The 19,283-nt window shown below is 50.3% G+C and carries 17 protein-coding genes; all 17 read left to right on the plus strand.

All coding sequences use genetic code 11. The features are described from left to right. Positions 1–371 precede the first annotated feature (371 nt). Positions 372–1,607 (plus strand): porin, encoded by a 1,236-nt coding sequence (locus ACZOWY_RS00005; protein WP_484391317.1) that lies wholly within the window; start codon positions 372–374, stop codon positions 1,605–1,607. 428 nt (positions 1,608–2,035) lie between these two features. Continuing rightward, the gene (locus ACZOWY_RS00010) at positions 2,036–3,286 is read left to right on the plus strand and encodes a porin (protein ID WP_484391318.1); all 1,251 of its coding nucleotides are present in this window, start codon (positions 2,036–2,038) and stop codon (positions 3,284–3,286) included. A 279-nt stretch (positions 3,287–3,565) separates the two neighbouring features. Next, a complete protein-coding gene (locus ACZOWY_RS00015) occupies positions 3,566–4,135 on the plus strand; it encodes a hypothetical protein (RefSeq protein WP_484391319.1) in 570 nt (189 codons plus the stop codon). Positions 4,136–4,455: 320 nt separating this feature from the next. After that, the gene (locus ACZOWY_RS00020; protein ID WP_484391320.1) at positions 4,456–5,715 is read left to right on the plus strand and encodes an S-layer homology domain-containing protein; all 1,260 of its coding nucleotides are present in this window, start codon (positions 4,456–4,458) and stop codon (positions 5,713–5,715) included. A 265-nt stretch (positions 5,716–5,980) separates the two neighbouring features. Next, on the plus strand, positions 5,981–6,481 hold the full coding sequence (locus ACZOWY_RS00025) for a hypothetical protein (protein WP_484391321.1): 501 nt from the start codon (positions 5,981–5,983) through the stop codon (positions 6,479–6,481). A 72-nt stretch (positions 6,482–6,553) separates the two neighbouring features. Then, complete coding sequence (locus ACZOWY_RS00030) at positions 6,554–6,847, plus strand: hypothetical protein (protein ID WP_484391322.1); 294 nt, start codon at positions 6,554–6,556, stop codon at positions 6,845–6,847. A gap of 15 nt (positions 6,848–6,862) precedes the next feature. Continuing rightward, positions 6,863–7,333 carry a SoxR reducing system RseC family protein gene (locus ACZOWY_RS00035; RefSeq protein WP_484391323.1) on the plus strand — a complete coding sequence of 157 codons (471 nt, stop codon included), beginning with the start codon at positions 6,863–6,865 and terminating at the stop codon, positions 7,331–7,333. A gap of 139 nt (positions 7,334–7,472) precedes the next feature. Next, the gene (gene radC, locus ACZOWY_RS00040; RefSeq protein ID WP_484391324.1) at positions 7,473–8,135 is read left to right on the plus strand and encodes a RadC family protein; all 663 of its coding nucleotides are present in this window, start codon (positions 7,473–7,475) and stop codon (positions 8,133–8,135) included. Between the two features lie 103 nt (positions 8,136–8,238). Continuing rightward, positions 8,239–9,273 carry a rod shape-determining protein gene (locus ACZOWY_RS00045; RefSeq protein WP_484391325.1) on the plus strand — a complete coding sequence of 345 codons (1,035 nt, stop codon included), beginning with the start codon at positions 8,239–8,241 and terminating at the stop codon, positions 9,271–9,273. 110 nt (positions 9,274–9,383) lie between these two features. Continuing rightward, positions 9,384–10,256 carry a rod shape-determining protein MreC gene (mreC, locus tag ACZOWY_RS00050; RefSeq protein ID WP_484391326.1) on the plus strand — a complete coding sequence of 291 codons (873 nt, stop codon included), beginning with the start codon at positions 9,384–9,386 and terminating at the stop codon, positions 10,254–10,256. Then, positions 10,253–10,753 carry a rod shape-determining protein MreD gene (gene mreD / locus ACZOWY_RS00055; RefSeq protein WP_484391327.1) on the plus strand — a complete coding sequence of 167 codons (501 nt, stop codon included), beginning with the start codon at positions 10,253–10,255 and terminating at the stop codon, positions 10,751–10,753. The genes mreC and mreD overlap by 4 nt, the downstream gene beginning before the upstream one ends. 132 nt (positions 10,754–10,885) lie before the next feature. After that, entirely contained in the window at positions 10,886–12,661 is a 1,776-nt protein-coding gene (gene mrdA / locus ACZOWY_RS00060; protein ID WP_484391328.1) for a penicillin-binding protein 2, read from the plus strand. An 18-nt stretch (positions 12,662–12,679) separates the two neighbouring features. Beyond that, positions 12,680–13,780, plus strand: coding sequence for a rod shape-determining protein RodA (gene rodA, locus ACZOWY_RS00065; RefSeq protein WP_484391329.1), 1,101 nt, complete (start codon positions 12,680–12,682; stop codon positions 13,778–13,780). A 113-nt stretch (positions 13,781–13,893) separates the two neighbouring features. After that, a complete protein-coding gene (locus ACZOWY_RS00070) occupies positions 13,894–15,867 on the plus strand; it encodes a TIGR03960 family B12-binding radical SAM protein (RefSeq protein ID WP_484391330.1) in 1,974 nt (657 codons plus the stop codon). Then, on the plus strand, positions 15,864–16,568 hold the full coding sequence (locus ACZOWY_RS00075) for a TIGR03936 family radical SAM-associated protein (protein ID WP_484391331.1): 705 nt from the start codon (positions 15,864–15,866) through the stop codon (positions 16,566–16,568). The genes ACZOWY_RS00070 and ACZOWY_RS00075 overlap by 4 nt, the downstream gene beginning before the upstream one ends. An 87-nt stretch (positions 16,569–16,655) precedes the next feature. Next, positions 16,656–18,065, plus strand: a complete 1,410-nt coding sequence (locus ACZOWY_RS00080) for an Rne/Rng family ribonuclease (RefSeq protein WP_484391332.1) — start codon at positions 16,656–16,658, stop codon at positions 18,063–18,065. A 212-nt stretch (positions 18,066–18,277) separates the two neighbouring features. Continuing rightward, positions 18,278–19,222: a hypothetical protein gene (locus tag ACZOWY_RS00085; RefSeq protein WP_484391333.1), complete on the plus strand. Its 945-nt coding sequence runs from the start codon at positions 18,278–18,280 to the stop codon at positions 19,220–19,222. Positions 19,223–19,283: the final 61 nt, after the last annotated feature.

Genomic DNA, 19,283 nt, shown 5'->3' on the forward strand with positions numbered 1-19,283 from the left:
TGGTGTCCCAATCGGGAATTACGTCAGGCCAATCACCTTCATCATAAAGAAAGAGCAGAGACTGTGAAAGCCTCTACTCATATATTAAGAATCGGGATTTGACAGTCTATATAAAACTTCCTGTTATTGAGAATAGCTTAAAAATTTTATAAAAAAACTTGACAAAATTTCAACAAAGTGGTACAGTCTATTTGGATTATAAGATTCTTATAGTCTGCCTTTTGTGGATTACAGACGTTGTTCCGGAAAGATTGAATGCATGTGATGCAGAGGAAACAAGGTCACTCGAGCAGGAAGCGTGCAGGGAATCCGGAAGGAAAAACGTTTTGTAATAAATACAAATTTGTTTTTCTAAGAAGGAGGAAAACACTATGAAAAAATCTTTAGTACTGGCAATGGCTATGGCATTAGGCGTAACCGCTTCTGCTTATGCTGCCAATCCGTTCTCCGATGTACCGGCCGGCCACTGGGCTTATGACAGCATCGCTAAATTAGCAGCTGCCGGCGTAATCGAAGGCTATGGCGACGACACCTTCCGTGGCGACCGCCTGATGACCCGTTATGAAATGGCTCAGATTGTTGCGAAAGCAATGGCCAAAGGTGCCAACACCGACAAACTGGCTGCTGAATTTGCAGACGAACTGGATGCCCTGGGCGTTCGCGTAGCCGCTCTGGAAAAGAAAGCTGACAATGTAAAGATCAACGGTCAGTTCCGTTATCATTATGCACATTTTAAAAATCTGGCCGTTAATGCACCCTCTGCTAAAGCAGACGGCTACGAAAGCAAACTGCGTAGCCGTATCTGGTTCAACGGCAAGGTAAATGACAGCTGGACCTATGTAGGTATGCTGGAAAATCAGCAGGATCTGACCGATAATGCCGGCAATGAGGATACCAATTTCCAGCGCGCATACTTGCAGGGCCGTCTGGGCGGCATGAAAGTAGTTGCCGGCCGTATGCAGAAAGGCCTGTTTGACAACATGATTTACGGAAGCCGTATGGATGGTGTGGATTTTACCTATGGCAAAGCCGTTAAACTGAATGCGTACTATGGCAAACCGACCAATGCAAATGCCAAAGCTATGGGAATTAAACCGGATAAAATGTATGGCGCCAGCCTGGCCGGCGATTTTAAAGGCGTAAATGTATATGCTGGTTATGACCAGTTTGATTCTCCCGATTCTTATTATAAAGACGACAAAATTATCCATGCAGGCGCCAAGTTCAAATTTGGCAAAGATATTAGCCTGGCAGCGACCTACTTACATACCAGTAATGATAATACCAAATACTATGATCAGCCCGATAACGGCTTTTTAGTCGGCCTTGATATTAAGGGCGCCAAAGCAGCCAAACCCGGCACTTGGGGATTAGGCGTTAAGTACTATCATGCTCCGGCCGGTATCAGCGTTGCTAACGGTTGGGATACCAGCAGGTCAGTTGCCCCGTTCTATGACAGCGGTTTCAAAGGCTGGTATGCAGTTGCTAAATACACTGTAGCGAAGAACATGGTTGCCGGCGTTGAGTATTGGGACTTCGAGGGTCGCGGATACATGGACGGCGAAAAAGCCAAGACCCTGTGGAGCGAACTGGTAGTAACTTTCTAATCTGACGAGAGCCAGAGGATATGATAGTGTTGCATACAAGATGGAACGCATCATGCCAGTAGTTAAATAAGCAACAAAAATTGTGAACGGAGTCGCTTCGGCGGCTCCGTTTTTAATTATGGCTTACATTATTCAAAATCATAAAGATATAATGATAAATTATGACTAGTATATATAGAAAGCATTTTTCAGATATAATCTTGACAAGAAAAGATAATCATGATATCATAGCTAATAAAAATAATTCTCAATAACTTCCGATTGCATATTAAAATGGTTTTCAATTGGGTTGCAAATGTGATTCTGTGAAGGATTGATTGCGGGATGCAGAGGAAACATGGCCACTCGCGCAGGAAACGCAAGACTCCGGAGCAGAAAAACGTTTTGTAATAAATCACAAAAAGTTTTTCTAAAAGGAGGAAAACGCAATGAAAAAATCTTTAGTACTGGCAATGGCAATGGCATTAGGCGTAACCGCTTCTGCTTATGCTGCCAACCCGTTCTCCGATGTACCGGCCGGCCACTGGGCCTATGACAGCATCGCTAAATTAGCGGCTGCCGGCGTAATCGAAGGCTATGGCGACGACACCTTCCGTGGCGACCGTCTGATGACCCGTTATGAAATGGCCCAGATCGTAGCGAAAGCTATGGCAAAAGGCGCCAACACCGACAAACTGGCTGCTGAATTTGCAGATGAACTGGATGCGCTGGGCGTTCGCGTAGCGGCTCTGGAAAAGAAAGCTGACAACGTAAAGATTACCGGCCAGGTTCGCTGGCATTATGCTCATAGCAAAGGCGATAATGTTGACTACAACGGCGCAAGCTATACTCAGCAGTTGCGTTCCCGTCTTAACTTCAGCGGGAAGGTAAACGACAACTGGAGCTATTTCGGCGTTTTGGAAAACAGACAGCCTCTGGATGATAATGTGGGCAATGAACTCACCCGTTTTACCACCGCTTGCCTGTTTGGCCGTTTAGGCGGGCTGAATATTACCGCAGGCAGAATGTATCATACCCGTACCGCGGAAGGCGATATCTATGATGACAAGATGGACGGTATTGAAGTATCGTATGGTAAAAATGTAAGGATTGGCGGTTATTACGGAAAACCTGCTACTACGAAATGGCGTACCGGCGCCGGTACTGTTTGCGGCGGTGAAGGCTGGACGAAGACCTGGGGCGTTAATGCGGCTGCAGATTTAGGCAAGGCGGTAACCCTGTACGCAGGTTATGATGAATTTAAAGATAATGATGATAAGACCCGTGATGACAATGCTATCTTTGACGTTGGCGCAACGTTCAAATTCGGCGATTTCACTATTGATGGCGCATATCTGAAATCTAATTCTGATACAGTTAAGAATGACGACGGCATTGTAGCAACGCTTCGTTACGGCGGCGCTAAATACAATAAACCCGGCAGCTGGGGTCTGGAAGCAAAATATTATAAACTGGGCGACGGCGTGAATATCATTCACACCATGGGTGGCGATGCCTGGATGTTTACAGAAACATACAAGGATGCTACTGGCGGCGGCTTTAAAGGCTACAAAGTCGGCGGTTACTACACCATTGCAAAGAACATGAGACTCGGTGTTGAATACTACGACCTGAAAGGTTATAGCAATTCCAACATTAAAGCACGCACGACCTGGAGTGAACTGCAGGTTAGGTTCTAATACGGGAAAAGAGTAACTTCCAGCTAAAAATACAGTGAGAGTTTAAAATGAAACAGGATCGCTTCGGCGGTCCTGTTTTTTTATTAAGATTCAAAAAAGATTCGAAGAAAAGACACAAAAATGACTGGAACTATTTTAAGAAATGTGGTAACATATGAAGCAATGAATTTCATTTGCAGTTCGTTATGTTTGCAGCACTTGAATCATGGATCGGTTAATTGGATTTTAGCGTTTTAGCATTGCTGTCATTAGATCTTTTTTGATGGAGGAGGAAAGAAAATGAAAAAAATATTTTCGCTTTTGGCTGTCATTTTAGCTGTCATGTTTATGCAGGTTCCGTTTACCGGTACGGCGGAAGCGGCACGGGTTGCCGTTGTGCCGCTCCAGACGAATGACGAGCTGGTGGAACGGGCAGCTGATTTTAACGGCTATTATTGGGACATTATAATCGATAAGTTCCAGTATCCGGAATATGAGTTGCTGGATGACGAAAAAGTTGCCGCTGTCATTCCTGACGAGGGGCTGAAAAACTTTGACCAGGCCACACTGAAAGACCTCTGCGAGAAAACTGATGCGGAAATCGCACTTGCCATGCGGGTGGACGAAGTGAAAGAAAGAGGGCTGAATTTCCGCAGGGAACCGACTTTGGAGATTTTTATGAAGGGCGAATATGCTGCCTATAACCGTTTAACGGGCAAATATACGCATGAAAAAATGTATTACAAGGATGAAATTGAGGAAGTTCTGACCTTACGTACGGACTGGCAGCAGGAGGCGTTTGCCAGGGAACTGAAACGGTACATCTACCGTACCCTTAAAGATAACAACAAAAAGAAGAATCGTTATTGAGCCTGACAGCAATAGTGATATTTTCGTGACCGGGGTGTAAATCGCTCCGGTCATTTGGTTATATAGTTATTGTTGAAAGCTTTGATAGTTTTCAAATTAGGACTTTACAAAATTTAATGTTATTTGTTATAATAAGCAAAGAAATTTACAAACTGTAATTTGGATTGTTATCATAAAAGGTTATACGGTGTGAACAGGAGAAACGATGTATCTGTGATGCAGAGGAAACACGGTCACTCGAGCGGACACGGATAATGCCTTTTCTCCGAAAGCACCTTATAATAAATTTTAAAGGTTTTTCTGAGAAGGAGGAAAACAAAATGAAGAAATCTTTAGTACTGGCAATGGCAATGGCATTAGGCGTAACCGCTTCTGCTTATGCCGCAAATCCGTTCAGCGACGTTCCGGCTGGACACTGGGCTTATGACAGCATCGCTAAATTAGCGGCTGCCGGCGTAATCGAAGGCTATGGCGACGACACCTTCCGTGGCGACCGTCTGATGACCCGTTATGAAATGGCCCAGATCGTAGCGAAAGCTATGGCAAAAGGCGCCAACACCGACAAACTGGCTGCTGAATTTGCAGACGAACTGGATGCGCTGGGCGTTCGCGTAGCTGCTCTGGAAAAGAAAGCTGACAACGTAAAGATCACCGGTCAGTTCCGTTATCATTATGCGTCTGATAAGTTTGACGGGTATAAATCTTACGGCACTGCACTGCGTAGCCGTATCTGGTTTACCGGCAAGGTAAATGACAACTGGAATTATGTTGGCATGCTGCAGAACTGGCAGGACCTGTCCAATAATGCCGGCGACGAAGGTACCAATTTCCAGCGTGCATACATCGAAGGCCGTCTGGGCGGATTGCAGGTTACTGCCGGCCGTCATGACTTCCAGCTGGGCGATGCCAACCTGTATGATACCCGTATGGATGGCGTTAAGATTGAATATGGCAAAAAACTGAAATTTGGCGCTTACTACGGCAAACCGGCTGACGGAATAGACCTTGCAAGCGGATTACTTAATCCGGATTGGATAAGTTATGATAAGTTCTATGGCGCAAACATTGGTTACGAAGTGGGTAAGTTATCTCTGAATGCAGCCTATGATAAATTCAAAGATGCAACCATTTATGATTCCAAGAACGCCAAAATGGCGGATTTCAGCGATGCGCTTGATGACAATGGAGTTTGGAGCATTCAGGCAAAATATGATTTCGGCAATGCATCCCTGGGCGCAATTTTCCTGAAATCTGATGTAGATGGCTATGCTGTTAACCCTGATGCTTCTACGAAAGGCCTTGTTGTTACGGCAACTTACGGCGGAGCGGCTGCAGATAAAGTAGGTTCCTGGGGCTTAACCGGTAAATATTATAACCAGGGTGTAGGCACCTTTGTTGCCCATACCATGGATGGCGACGCAATGGCATTTCTTGACGAAGGTTTCAAAGGCTGGAGCATTGCAGGCGATGTAACCATTGCCAAGAACATGGTTGCTACTGTTGAATACTTTGACCTGAAGGGCAAGGAAACCGACATTAAAGCCAAGACCCTGTGGAGCCAGCTGGCTGTAACGTTCTAATTGAATCCTGTAACGTTGGCTGACAGATTTAACTGGTCAGCAGTTAGGATTTAACTGAATAGTAATTGATATTTAAGGGGCTGTAACAATTGTTGCAGTCCCTTTTAAGTTTTTTGGTTTAAATGTTTACGGAGTTGTAAAATATAAAATGAATTCTGCTTCTTCCTCTATCTTTTTTATTTCATTTCTGTTATAATAATATGGCAAATTTTAAGATGAATCAGTGTGTCTCGCTGAAACGTTCACACGTATTGGAGGGAGTTTTTTGAAGAATAAGGAAATCTGTCGGGAAACCACGACCCGGGGCAGCGGCAAAATGGGGCTGGCGTATATGGCGTTGCTGGCAATCTGCTGCAGCTGGGCCTATGAAGGGTTCCGTTTTAACAGTACCGGCATGATCAGTCCCATCGGTATGGGGCTGAATTTTCTCTGGCTGGGGCTCTGGATCTGGAAGGTATATTACCGTTATGAGATCATCCTGCGCCAGAATGAACTGGAGATTGTGACCATCGGTTTATGGAAGCAGGGAAGCTACAAAGTGGACCTGACCAGGACGGAAAGCTTTGCCAAGCATTACCGGCACGACTTTTTCCGCCGGACCCGGATCAAGCATTACATCCACCGGTACAATATGGCGGATGCGAATCCTACCCGTATTTTGGCGTTTAAGGAAGGAAAAGGGCTTGCAGCGGTCATCTTCTGCTGCAGTGATGAGTTCTTGAAAGAACTGGTGCGGTTAATGCCGGACAAGTATCTTGAGTTTTAATGTTTTACTGGATTTTGCAGGTGTAAATGATAGTGTGCTGCCAGAGTCTGGCAGCGGATGGGAGTTTTCTGTATGGTTGATCTTTCCACGGTGCCGACCCAGGCGTTTGCAAACCGGCTGTTTACCGTGTTTTTTCTTTCATTTTTCATTTTCATAATTACGGCAAAGCTTCTTGGCAGTGAGCGGAAAGCGTTGTGGTTCAAGCGCCGTACCAATTACACGCTGCTGAACCGGCGTGGGATTTTCGGTGAATATATGAATTTCGGTTATCCCCGTACCTGGCAGGGGCTGTTGGTGGCTCTGGCCATGTATGGCCTGATTTTTGCCATTGCTATCGGATACCTTTGTTTTTACCCGTACGCATAAGAGAGGAGTTTTCACGTGATTAAAGGAACGGTAACGGAGACGCATGGCGAGCGCGCCAAGGTTCGCGTTAATTTTAAAGAGACTACGGAGCGTGGGTTGCGGGCTTATATTGACTGCTGGAACCCGATCAGTGCCCACCCCGGGGACAATGTAATCATTGAATACCGCAAGGTGGACGAGAAGAAGGCCAAGCTGTTCCAGGCAGCCCTTCCCATTTTGTGCCTTGCGGCGGGCGGCATCTTTGGGTATGCCCTGGCCGGATATTTCCATATGGACTTCTGGTTCTGGCCCTTTGTGGGCGGCAGTGTGCTTGCCTGGCTGTTTATTGCCTATAACTATATCAAGATTTTCCGCCGCGACGCCATCAGCAAAAAGGAACAGCTGACGGTTGCGGAAATTGAGCCGGTAGAATACCAGATCAATGTGGAAGAAGAAGCAAAAGAGATGGCGGAGAAACCGAAATCGTTCCTGTATAGCGGGAGATAAGGGAGTTACCTGTGCGGGAAAACCGTTTAAATAAGTGAAACGATACCTGGTCGCGATGAAAACGGTTCCTGCACAGACAATTTAAAATATTATTTTTATAAAAGGAGTGGATAGTTTGCCGGATTTTAAAATTAAAGAGATGAGCGAGGAGGATCGCCCGAGAGAGCGGCTTTGTACCAAAGGAGCGGAAGCATTATCCAATGCGGAACTGCTGGCGGTCCTGATTGGCAGCGGGACGAAAGAGCATTCCGCGCTGCGCATTGCGGAAGAGATGACCCGTAACGAAGGACTGTACCGACAGGTGGCACGCTGGCAGAGGGTGCAGGAATTCCAGCACATCAAAGGACTTGGCAATGCCCGGGCGGCCCGCATATTAGCTGCCATGGAGCTGGGAAGGCGGATAGCCTGCGCATCAGCGATTGAATCCGAACATATCGCCTCACCGGGTGACGGAGCGCAATACCTGATGGGCAGACTACGGAATGAAACACATGAGAAATTCCTGGTCCTGCTGTTAAATACGAAGAACCGGATCATAAAAACGGAACAGATTGCGGAAGGGTCGCTGACCAGCGCCGTGGTACATCCCCGGGAAGTGTTCGCACCTGCCGTGACGGCCCACGCGGCCAGCATTCTGGTAGCCCACAACCATCCTTCAGGCGATCCCTATCCAAGTATGGAGGACCGTAAGCTTACGAATGCACTGGAGGAAGCAGGAATCGTTCTGGGCATTCCGTTGCTGGATCATCTTGTGATCGGCGACGGCAGATATTACAGTTTCAAGGAACATGGCGATCTGTAGTCTGGTCTGTTAACATTTCGGAATAACACTTGTTCCCGGGCAGTTTTTCCGCAAAGGCAGAGAACTGTACGGTTTTTGGAAGATTGTATGGGGTGAAAGCAGCATGTTTAGCATATTTGGCAGATTTTCCCACGATCTGGGGATCGATCTTGGCACCGCCAATACGCTGGTGCATTGTAAAGGGAAAGGCATCATTATCCGCGAGCCTTCGGTAGTGGCGGTAGACAGTGAAACAAATGAGGTACTGGAAATTGGCGCAGAGGCCAAGCAGATGATCGGCCGTACGCCGGGTACTATTATTGCGATCCGTCCCATGAAGGATGGCGTTATTGCAGACTTTGACATTACCCAGTCTATGCTGAAATATTTTATCCATAAGGCAATCGGGTTTCATTCGCTGATTCGCCCCCGTATCGTTGTTGGGGTTCCCAGCGGGGTGACGGAAGTGGAGAAGCGAGCCGTTGTGGATGCGGCGATTCAGGCAGGGGCCAGGGAGGCTTATCTGATCGAGGAACCCATGGCAGCGGCAATCGGTGCCGGGCTTCCGGTACAGGAAGCGACCGGAAGCATGGTCGTAGATATTGGCGGCGGTACCTGTGAAGTGGCTGTCATCTCATTGGGCGGTATTGTAGTTTCCCGTTCCATCCGTACCGGCGGGGATGCCATTGACGATGCGATTTCCCGCTATATCCGCAAGACCTTCAGCCTGCTGATTGGCGAACGGACAGCAGAGCAGATCAAGATCACGTTAGGTACAGCCATGTTTGTGGATAATCCGGATACGATGGAAATCCGGGGCCGGGATCTGATCAGCGGCCTGCCTAAGAATCTGATGATCAATGCCAATCAGGTCTGCACCGGTATTGCGGAACCGGTGGCGAATATTGTGGATGCGGTGCGTAATACGCTGGAGCGGACACCGCCGGAACTGGCTTCTGATATTATTGATCATGGCATTATCATGACGGGCGGATCTTCGTTGCTGCGGAACCTTGACAAGCTGATCAGCAAAGAGACCGGCATGCCCGTGTTTGTCAGCGATGAAGCACTGGCCTGCGTGGTATTGGGCACCGGTATCTGCGTAGAAAATATTGATACTTATAAGAAAGGTTTTATGGCTTCCAGCAGCAAGCTGTAAGGAACTGTGAAATAATGGCACAGTTCCCGAAGCATGCGTTGGCTGTGTAACTATGCGTATACACAGAACCGTGATGGATTTACAAAGTTGTGTGCTGGTTGAAATGATACATGATGAAAAAACAGCAGTTTGTGACGGTACTGGCGGTACTGGGCCTGTGTGCCTGCATGATCCTGGCGGTGCATCAGCGGTGGCGCTTTCCTCTGGTGAATGCGGTCGTTAATACGGTATTGCTGCCTGTGAATGCAATTGTTCGCCAGATCAGCGACGGGGTTTCGTCTTTCCGTGACAGCCAACGGCTGAATGCTACGCTGCAGGAGGAGAATGCCCGGCTGAAAAAAGAACTGGACAACCTTCGCAGCGCGGAATACCGGTTGAAGCTGCTGGAAACAGAAAACAAGGAACTGCAGGCCATGGCAGGCTATAAACAGCAGCGGAAGGAACTGACCTTGCTGCCGGCCCGCGTTGTGGGCATGGGTCTGGGTGATCTGCACGAGTTTTTCTTTTTGGATAAAGGCAGTACTGACGGGGTCCGCCCCGATATGGTGGTGACCACCAGCGAAGGCGTGGCAGGCGTGGTAGACCAGGTGTACCGGAACTATAGCCGGTTTATGCTGATCTCGGCAAACCGGTCCCGAATGGGGGTTAAGGTACTGCGAAAGGAATCCCGGGCAGTGGGTGTGCTGACGGGCCTGGGGCCGAACCGTTCCCTGCTGCAGGCGGAGTATTTTGGCCGGGATGACGATGTGAAAGCCGGAGACATGCTGGTGACCAGTGGCCTTGGCGGTAAGTATCCGGCAGGGTTGTTTATCGGTACGGTCAGCCGGGTGGAAGCGGACGTGACCGGTTTGCAGCAACTGGCACAGATTGAACCGGCAGCGGACTTAGCGCATCCGGACAGGGTGTTTGTGATTTTACAGGAAGATGTGAAGCGGCGTATCGAAAAGGAAATAGCGGAAGAAGCCGGGGAGGCAAAACCATGAGGGCGTGGTCGTGGATCGCCGCAGCGTTTGTTGTACTGGTGTTGCAGACGACTTCTTTGGGGTGTTTCGGGGGCAATTTGTTTTTTGATTTGCCCTTGCTTTTTATTTATAGTATCGGGTTGTTTTACGGCGCCCGGGCTGGCTTGTTCTGCGGGCTTGCCTTTGGGCTGTTGCAGGATATTTCTTCGCCGGCTGTGTTCGGTTTTTATCTGCTGACCCGGGGTCTGGCTGGATACGGCATCGGAAGCATCAAGGAAATGATCTTCAAAAACAATTACGGTTATCATGTGCTGATCGTCGGGGGCCTCAGTTTGCTGCTGCGTATTTTATATGCGATACCGGTACTGTGGCTGGGAGGCTTTGGCAAAACGGTTGTATCGCTGTATATGCAGGACACGTTGTTGTATTGCCTGGGAAATATGTTGCTCACATTGCCGGTCACCCGGATCCTGCTAGCGGTATACCGGTGGGTGGCCGAGGAGGACCTGACGTATTAGACAAGCCGGTGTGATTTGATAAGGTACGATGGTTGCCGGTTGGTTGTACTGTGTGCGGAACCAGATTGACAGACTGAGACGGAAAGGATTTTTGCATTGCTGAACCAAACCTCTGCGGATCGGTTAAAAAAGATGCTTGCAGTGGCGCTTGCTGTGTTTGTGCTGTTAGGCGGGCGGCTGGCCTGGCTGCAGCTGTATAAAGGAATGTATTACGGAAAGCAGGCCGACGGTAACCGGATGCGCAGTGCGGTCATCATGGCGCCCCGGGGCCGGATCCTGGATGTGCATGGCAAGGTGCTGGCGGACAGTTCTCCGGGGTATGTGCTCAGTCTGCAGGCAGGTTATACGTTCTCTGATGAGGAAGTGGCGCTGCTGGCCCGTCTGTTGGAAATGCAGCCGGACGTGGTCCGGAAAAAGGCAGACCGGGCGTCAGGCAGCTATGAACAGACTGTCTTGAAGAGTGAATTGACATCCCGGGAGATTACCTTGCTGGAAGAACACATGAAAGACCTCCCCGGGATTTCGCTGGACCTGCAGCCCATGCGGCATTATCTGTATAAGGAAACGGCAGCGCATGTGCTGGGCTATGTAGGCGAGGTTTCGGAGGAGCAGTTAAAGCAGGGAAAATATCAGGGGCTTCCACCGGGCAGCATTGTGGGTAAGGAAGGCTTGGAGTTTGTCTATGACAGTGTGCTGCGCGGTAAGACCGGACGCAAAACCGAAGAAGTGGACGTACGGGGCAAGGTCGTCCGCGAACTGGCGGGACAGGCGCCGGTTTCCGGTAAAGGGCTGGTGCTGACGATCGATTTTGCCCTGCAGCAGGATCTGGAGCGGGTGCTGGATAAACAGCTGAATGCATTGCGCACCAGCGGGATCGCGCCGAATGCGTATGGGGCGGCGGCGGTTGCCATGGATCCCAACACCGGTGCGGTGCGGGCCCTGGTTTCCCGCCCGGGATACGATCCCAACTGGTTTGTAGGCGGTATTTCCACAGCCCATTGGAAACTGATCAATGAAAATGTATTCCATCCGCTGACGAATAAAGTCATCAACGGGGAATATCCGGCCGGTTCCACATTTAAAGTAGTAACCGGCTCGGCGGCTCTGGACAAACATAAAGTGACGCCGGAAGAACTGATTTTTGACTCCGGCAGGCACTGGCTGGCCGATATGGGAAACGCCGGCGGGGAAGCGCTGGGCTGGATTAATTTCCAGACGGCCTTTGCCATGTCGGATAATGTATACTTTTATGAAATGGGACGTCGGGCCGGTATTGAGAACCTGAATGCCTATGCGGAAAAGTATGGGCTTGGCAAACCGACCGGCATTGAACTGGCGGGAGAGTCTGCCGGGATGATTGCGGGGCCTGCAGCCAAGAAGAAAGTATTTAACGAAGAGTGGACACTGGGGGATACGTTTAATGCGTCCATCGGACAGGGGCTGACCCTGGTGACCCCCTTGCAGATCTGCCAGATGCTGGCCGCTGTTGCGGCGGACGGGGTAATCCATCCTCCGTATCTGGTGGAAAAGATCGTCAATGCGGATGGCAGCGTGCATGAAATACCGAAACGCCCTGCCAGCCGCAAACTGGATTTGGAAGACCGTACCCTTCAACTGATTCAGAAAGGCCTGAAGGGTGTGACCCAGCCGGGCGGGACCGGCGCCTGGTTTGCGAATCTGCCGGTGCCGGTGGCAGGCAAGACAGGTACCGCGGAAAATCCGCATGGGCAGGACCATGGCTGGTTCATTGCCTATGCTCCTGCGGAAAAACCGGATCTGGCCATCGCCTGCATCGTGGAGCAGGGAACGTATGGGGCTACGGCTTCCGGGCCTGTTGTGTATGAGGTTCTGGAGGATTATCTGACGGGCAGGCTGAAAACGGAAAAAGAGACATTGCATAAGGAATAATAGAGAGGAACGAATACATTGCGTCGTTACATACGCAATCTGGACTGGATTTTAATATTGACTCTGCTATTGCTGACGGGGATCGGCATGGTGCTGATCGCCAGCGCCACCCATGGGGATGCGCTGGTGACGGGAAGCAACCGGTTTGTGCAGCGGCAGGGGCTGTTTCTGCTGGTTGATGTTCTGCTGGCCGTGGGAATCATTTCCATGGATTACCATTCGCTGAAACGGATTGCCCTGCCCTTATACGGCTTTACGGTCTTGCTGCTGCTGGGAGTTATGTTTTTCGGCCATGCATCCCTGGGAGCCCAGCGCTGGATCCAGATTGGTCCGGTGACATTCCAGCCCAGTGAGTTTTCCAAGGCGTTCATGATCGTCTGTCTGGCTGCTTTTTTAGATGAACGGAGTGAATATTTGGAACAGTGGAAGGATTATCTGCCCGCCTGTGTGTTTATGCTGGTACCGTTTGTACTGGTGCTGCGGCAGCCGGATCTTGGTACAGCCCTGGTTTTCGGGGCAATTGCCTTTTCTATGTTCTGGGTCTGCGGGTTTAAACTGAAATGGATTGCTGCCCTGACGGGTGTGTTTGTTTGTATAGCGCCGGTGTTGTGGCAGTTTCTGCATGAATACCAGCGGAACCGGATCCGCGTTTTTCTGGATCCGGAACTGGATCCGTTCGGGGCCGGGTATCATGTGATCCAGTCCAAGATCGCCATCGGCAGCGGCATGCTGTGGGGCAAGGGCTGGATGCAGGGAACCCAGAGCCAGCTCGATTTCTTGCCGGAAAACCACACGGATTTTATCTTTGCGGTGGCGGGGGAAGAGTTCGGGTTTGTGGGCGCAGTTCTGATCCTGCTATTATATATGGTACTGATCTGGCGTGGTCTGACCATCGCCCTGAACGCGGAAGACCGTTTTGGAACGTTGCTGGCTGCCGGCATTACCGGCATGTATCTGTTCCACGTGCTGGTAAATATTGGCATGACCATTGGTATTATGCCGGTGACGGGGGTGCCGCTGCCGTTTCTCAGCTACGGGGTCAGTTCCCTCACTACGAATATGCTGATGGCAGGCGTGCTGCTTAACATTAATGTCCGGCACACAAGGCTGCAATTTTAAGCAGCGTCTCCTTACATTGGTATCCGTATATGCCAGGTTGTAAATTGCGAACGGATGGCGTAAGCATATGTTATATTATTTATAGGTAGTTAAGACTGGTTGGAGGCTCTCACATGAACAAAGAACTGGCCATAGACATGCTGGCAGCGGTGAAGAAACCGGCCCGGTATACCGGCGGGGAGTTTGGCAGTATTTTTAAAGAAGAAGCAGAGGTGCGGATCGCACTGGCCTTTCCCGATGTATACGAAGTGGGCATGAGCTATCTGGGCTTTAAAATTTTATATCATCTTGTGAACAAGATGGAAGGCGTTGCGGCTGAACGGGTCTATGCTCCCTGGGTGGATATGGAACAGCTGATGCGGGAACGCAAAATTGTGCTGACCACGCTGGAGACAAAAAAGGCTCTTTGTGAATGCGACCTGGTGGGTTTTACCCTGCAGTATGAGCTGAGCTATACCAATATCCTGAATATGCTGGACCTGGGCGGGGTTTCTGTGCTGGCAGCGGAACGGGGTGAAGAGGAACCCTTTGTGGTGGTAGGCGGCCCCTGTGTGTTCAACCCGGAACCCCTGGCCGATTTTTTTGATTTTGCAATTTTGGGAGAAGGGGAGGAGGCCCTGCCGGAGGTGCTGGCCTGTTACCAGACCTGGAAACGGGACGGAAAGCCCGGAGGCAGGCAGGGGTTCCTGCACCGGGTGGTGCGGATTCCGGGCGTGTATGTTCCTTCCTTTTATGATGTTACCTATAATGAAGATAATACGATTCAGACAGTGACTTCCAATACACCGGATGCGCCGGCCACGGTGACGAAGCGGGTGGTGGCGGATCTGAATACCGTGGATTTTCCTACGGCGCCGGTGGTGCCCTTTGGGGAGATCGTCCATGACCGGATCATGCTGGAAGTGTTCCGGGGCTGCAGCCGGGGCTGCCGTTTCTGCCATGCGGGGATGGTGTACCGTCCGGTGCGGGAACGCCGGCCGGAAGTGCTGCGGGAAATCGCCCATAAGCAGGTGGAGAATACGGGATATGAAGAAATTTCCCTGGTATCCCTCAGCACGGCAGATTATTCCTGCCTGGGGCCTTTTCTGGATACGATGATTGCAGACTTTAAAGACAAAAAGGTCAGCGTGTCCCTGCCCAGTCTGCGTATTGACGCGTTCAGCGTGGATGTGGCCAAAAAGGTGCAGGCAGTGCGGAAGAGCGGGCTCACCTTTGCGCCGGAAGCGGGCAGCCAGCGGATGCGTGACGTGATCAACAAAGGCGTTACGGAAGAGGATCTGCTGCATGCGGTGAGCGCGGCGTTTGAAAACGGCTGGAAAAAAGTAAAACTGTATTTTATGATCGGGCTTCCCGGTGAAACCGATGAAGACGTGCTGGCGATTGCCCAGCTGGCAAAGAAGGTACAGTGGAAGTTTAAAGAGATCACAGGCAAGGGCGGCTGTCAGGTGACTATCAGCGCTTCTTCTTTTGTACCGAAACCTTACACAGCATTCCAGTGGGCGCCACAGGATACCCTGGAGGAAATTCACCGGAAGCAGGGGCTTCTGATTGAAGCGACACGTGTTAAAAACATAACATTCCAGTATCATGACGGCAAGACCAGCATCATGGAAGGCATATTTGCCAGAGGGGACCGCCGGTTAGGCAGGGCTTTATATCTGGCCTGGCAGCGCGGCCAGCGCTTTGACGGGTGGGCAGATGTGTTTGACTATGACCGCTGGCAGCAGGCGTTGCAGGACTGCGGGCTGGATCCTGATTTTTATAATCACCGTGTGCGGGGCGAAAAGGAAGTGTTCCCCTGGGAGCATCTGCAGCCTGCGGTGAACCGGGCGTTCCTGGCCAGTGAGTACAAGAAAGCACAGCAGCAGATGCTGACACCGGATTGCCGGCAGGGTCGTTGCAACGGCTGCGGAGTGTGTCAGCGGCTGGGGGTTCCGGTCATGGACTGGAGCGGCAGGGCCTACGATGCGTCGGAAGAAATGGGCTTTGCGTTTCTTACGGAAAAGATGGCGGGCGGAGACAATATCAGCTACAGTGCTGCAACACAACGGCCCGGTCTGCGGCCGCAGGGAGGTGATGCGGAATGAAGCTGCGTTTTCAGATTACCAAAGAGAAAGAGATCCGTTTCATTTCCCATCTGGAATATGTGCGCACTATTGGCAGGGCTATACGGCGGGCCGGGTTACCGGCAGCCTACTCGCAGGGCTTTAATCCTCATATGAAATATTCCCTGGCTTCCGCATTAGGGGTTGGCGTGGTCAGCTATGCAGAGTTTGTGGAACTGGAACTGACGGAGCCGGTCCATCCTCTGGAAGCGGCAGAAGCGTTAAAGAACGCCTTGCCCCGGGGTATCCGGGTGCTGGCCGTGGACGCGGTGGAAAACAGCGCGCCGGCCCTCATGAGCGTGGCAGGCGGTGCGGAATACCGGGTGACCCTGCCCTGGACGGGAGACATAGCCTCTGCTGTTGAAAGATTTAATCAGGCGGAGGAGGTAATTTTTACCAAGCAGGCGCCGAAAGCTAAAGAGAAAGTAAAGAAAGTTGATGTTAAGTTTTATATACCAAAAATTGACGCTGTACAGAATGAAACGGAAACTATACTGCACTTCCACTGCCGGATCACCCATAATGGCAGTATGAAAGCAGTGGATCTGGTGAATACGCTGAATGAACAGTATGGACTGCAGCTGCCAGTGGAAAAGGCAGATATCGAACGGCTGGATCTGTACCGGGTGGATGAGAAGGGAAATATGTGGCCCATGCTGGACACATTGTTTACGCATGAGTAAGGAAACGACAGGATAAAGCTGCCTGAATCGTTGTTATGATCCGGTAATGAAAAATGTGTTAAGACTGACGGAAAGGAAGGAAGACCGATGCCGCAGCAGATTATTATCAGCAGTACCCCGGAGGAAGTCCGCATGGGACTGGTACAGGATGGGGTATTGCGTGAGTATATGGTAGAACGGGCCATGTCTGCCCATCTGGTGGGAAGTATCTTCCTGGGCCGCGTCAGCAATGTGGTGAAGGGGATACAGGCTGCTTTTATTGATATCGGGCTGGATCAGAATGCGTTTTTGTATCTGGGTGACTCTCAGGATCTGACAGAAGGCGCGTCGGTGATGATCCAGATTATCAAAGATCCAAGGGGTACTAAGGGTCCGACAGCCAGCCGGGAGATTACCTTCCCGGGCCACTATGCCGTATTGTTCCCTTTTTCGGATACCATTGGTATCTCCCGGAGGATAACAGACGAGCCGGAACGGATCCGGCTTCGCAAGCTGGCAGAAAAATGGAAGCCGGCCGGGATGGGCATTGTAATCCGTACAGAAGCGGAAGGCGTTGAGGCAGACATATTGGAATCGGATATTACAAGCCTTGTTGCGGAATGGAATGTGGTGGAAGCACGGTCGAAACGGGCGAAAGCCCCGGCTTTCCTGCACCGCGAACTGGATTTGTCAGTTCGTATGGTACGCGACTATTTTACCAGGGATGTTAAAGAGGTCATTGTTGATGACCGGGAAACATTTCAGCGCATACAGGCATTGCTTGCAGGAATGCAGGTTGCAGAGGACACGAAACTTCGGCTGTGGGACAGCGGGGAAGATGTGTTTTCCGGTCTTGGCGTGGGCGAAACGCTGGCTTCCCTGGCGGACCGCCGGGTGGAACTGCCCAGCGGAGGCTATCTGGTCATAGATCACACAGAGGCCATGACAGTGATTGATGTGAACAGCGGCAGCTACAGCGGCAAAAATAATCTGGAAGAGACCATTATGGAGATCAACCGGCAGGCCGCCCGGGAGATTGCCCATCAGCTGCGCCTGCGGGACATTGGCGGAATTATCGTCGTAGATTTCATTGATATGCACAGTGAGGAAAACCGGCAGGAGATACTGGCCGTATTGGAGGCTTCGTTTACCGGGGATAAGATGCGGCCGCGGGTACAGGATATAACAGCCCTGAACCTGGTGGAGATAACCAGGAAAAAGTCGAGGCAGAATCTGGAAGCGGTACTGTTTGCAGACTGTCCTGTGTGCAGTGGCAGCGGCCGGGTTCAGTCCAAGGAGGCGATCGCGCTGGAAATCAAGCGGCGTATCCGGGGTCTGTTGAAAAAACAGGGAAGTACAAAAGAGATTCTGCTTGTGGCACATCCGCTGGAAGCAGAGTACCTGCAACAGCATCTGTTACGGGACTGGAACCGGGAACTGTCCTGCCATATTACGGTGGAAGCAGATGCAGTATTACATGTGGAAGCCTTTATGATTTTGGATAACAGTGGCAGTTAGTCTGTTTTTTCCCTGATACTGTCCGTGACGTAATAAAACTGTTTTATCTGGACAAACCGCAGAATGAGGCATATTTTTGTTTTTTCTGTAAAAATTGTTAAAAATCATGATTTTTTTTGTTGACTTTCCACTAAATATGCTATAATACAATTACAAGGACTCTATCTATAGTTGTTTTTGGTATCAGAAGAATGATTTCGGAGGGATGACAGATGAAAAAGCTTGTTTCTTTGATTGTCGGTCTGGCTCTGTGTCTGGGACTGACCTCTTTTGCCTTTGCGGAAGGGCCCGCGCCGGTTGCTTCGGAACAGCTGGACGCGATTGAAACCGCTTTGTACGGAACCCATCAGAGCAGTTCCATGATGGAGCGCATGGAAAGCCTGGAAGATGATATTTACGGCGCGCCTGATTCCGGCCGTAATATTCTGGACCGTATTCAAACTACGTATGAATATATATGTGGTACCAATGGCGGAAACGGCAGTTTTCTGCAGAAACTGAACGGTGCGGACAGCCGCCTGAATGCAAGAGTTACTGCCGGCCCGGCAAAGACAAGGATTGAAGAACTGGAGAATACACTTTTCGGACAGATTCAGGGTGGATCTCTGAACCAGCGTCTGGATCGTCTGGTGGAAACCACATATGCCGGCGGGCAGGTTCCCGTAGAAGCGGTGGTATTGCCTAAAGATTCTCTGATTAAGATTGAATTTACGTCTCAGCTGAACAGCAAAACTGCCCAGCCTGGCGATCCGGTTCATTTCCGGGTAGCGGATAATCTGTATGTAAATGACGTATTGGTGCTGTCAAAAGGCGCTGACGGTCTTGGTGAAGTTTCCAAGGTAAAACAGCCCGGGGCGTTTGGCCGAGATGCCCGTATTGATGTAAAATTCAGTCATGTATTCGCAGTTGACGGCAGTAAGGTTCCCATTTATATTGGCAAACTGGCCCAGCAGGAAGCAAAAACTGCGATTGGTGCGGCAGGTGCCACCATTGGCGGCATGATCGTATTAGGTCCTATCGGCGCCGTGGGCGGTGCGTTTGTGACCGGCAAGTCCAAAGTAATCGAAATAGGCACTACGACTTATGTACAGGTGGTAGAGGACCAGAAAATCAGCGGTATCGTGTATCAGGAGGCAGAAGCCGCAGCAACGAACTGAAGTAGTTGTAGATGATAATACAGCCAATGCAGAGTAATAGATATATGTAAAAGTAAGGACG

Source organism: Succiniclasticum sp. (assembly GCF_056977735.1).

Bases quoted from the DNA above. Each gene is read 5' to 3' on its own strand.
- ACZOWY_RS00030 (WP_484391322.1), top strand. From the start codon at position 6,554: ATGGTTGATCTTTCCACGGTGCCGACCCAGGCGTTTGCAAACCGGCTG.
- ACZOWY_RS00080 (WP_484391332.1), top strand. From the start codon at position 16,656: ATGCCGCAGCAGATTATTATCAGCAGTACCCCGGAGGAAGTCCGCATG.
- ACZOWY_RS00070 (WP_484391330.1), top strand. From the start codon at position 13,894: ATGAACAAAGAACTGGCCATAGACATGCTGGCAGCGGTGAAGAAACCG.
- ACZOWY_RS00085 (WP_484391333.1), top strand. From the start codon at position 18,278: ATGAAAAAGCTTGTTTCTTTGATTGTCGGTCTGGCTCTGTGTCTGGGA.
- ACZOWY_RS00020 (WP_484391320.1), top strand. From the start codon at position 4,456: ATGAAGAAATCTTTAGTACTGGCAATGGCAATGGCATTAGGCGTAACC.
- mrdA (WP_484391328.1), top strand. From the start codon at position 10,886: ATGCTTGCAGTGGCGCTTGCTGTGTTTGTGCTGTTAGGCGGGCGGCTG.
- ACZOWY_RS00045 (WP_484391325.1), top strand. From the start codon at position 8,239: ATGTTTAGCATATTTGGCAGATTTTCCCACGATCTGGGGATCGATCTT.
- ACZOWY_RS00010 (WP_484391318.1), top strand. From the start codon at position 2,036: ATGAAAAAATCTTTAGTACTGGCAATGGCAATGGCATTAGGCGTAACC.
- ACZOWY_RS00075 (WP_484391331.1), top strand. From the start codon at position 15,864: ATGAAGCTGCGTTTTCAGATTACCAAAGAGAAAGAGATCCGTTTCATT.
- ACZOWY_RS00015 (WP_484391319.1), top strand. From the start codon at position 3,566: ATGAAAAAAATATTTTCGCTTTTGGCTGTCATTTTAGCTGTCATGTTT.
- ACZOWY_RS00005 (WP_484391317.1), top strand. From the start codon at position 372: ATGAAAAAATCTTTAGTACTGGCAATGGCTATGGCATTAGGCGTAACC.
- mreD (WP_484391327.1), top strand. From the start codon at position 10,253: ATGAGGGCGTGGTCGTGGATCGCCGCAGCGTTTGTTGTACTGGTGTTG.
- mreC (WP_484391326.1), top strand. From the start codon at position 9,384: ATGATGAAAAAACAGCAGTTTGTGACGGTACTGGCGGTACTGGGCCTG.
- radC (WP_484391324.1), top strand. From the start codon at position 7,473: ATGAGCGAGGAGGATCGCCCGAGAGAGCGGCTTTGTACCAAAGGAGCG.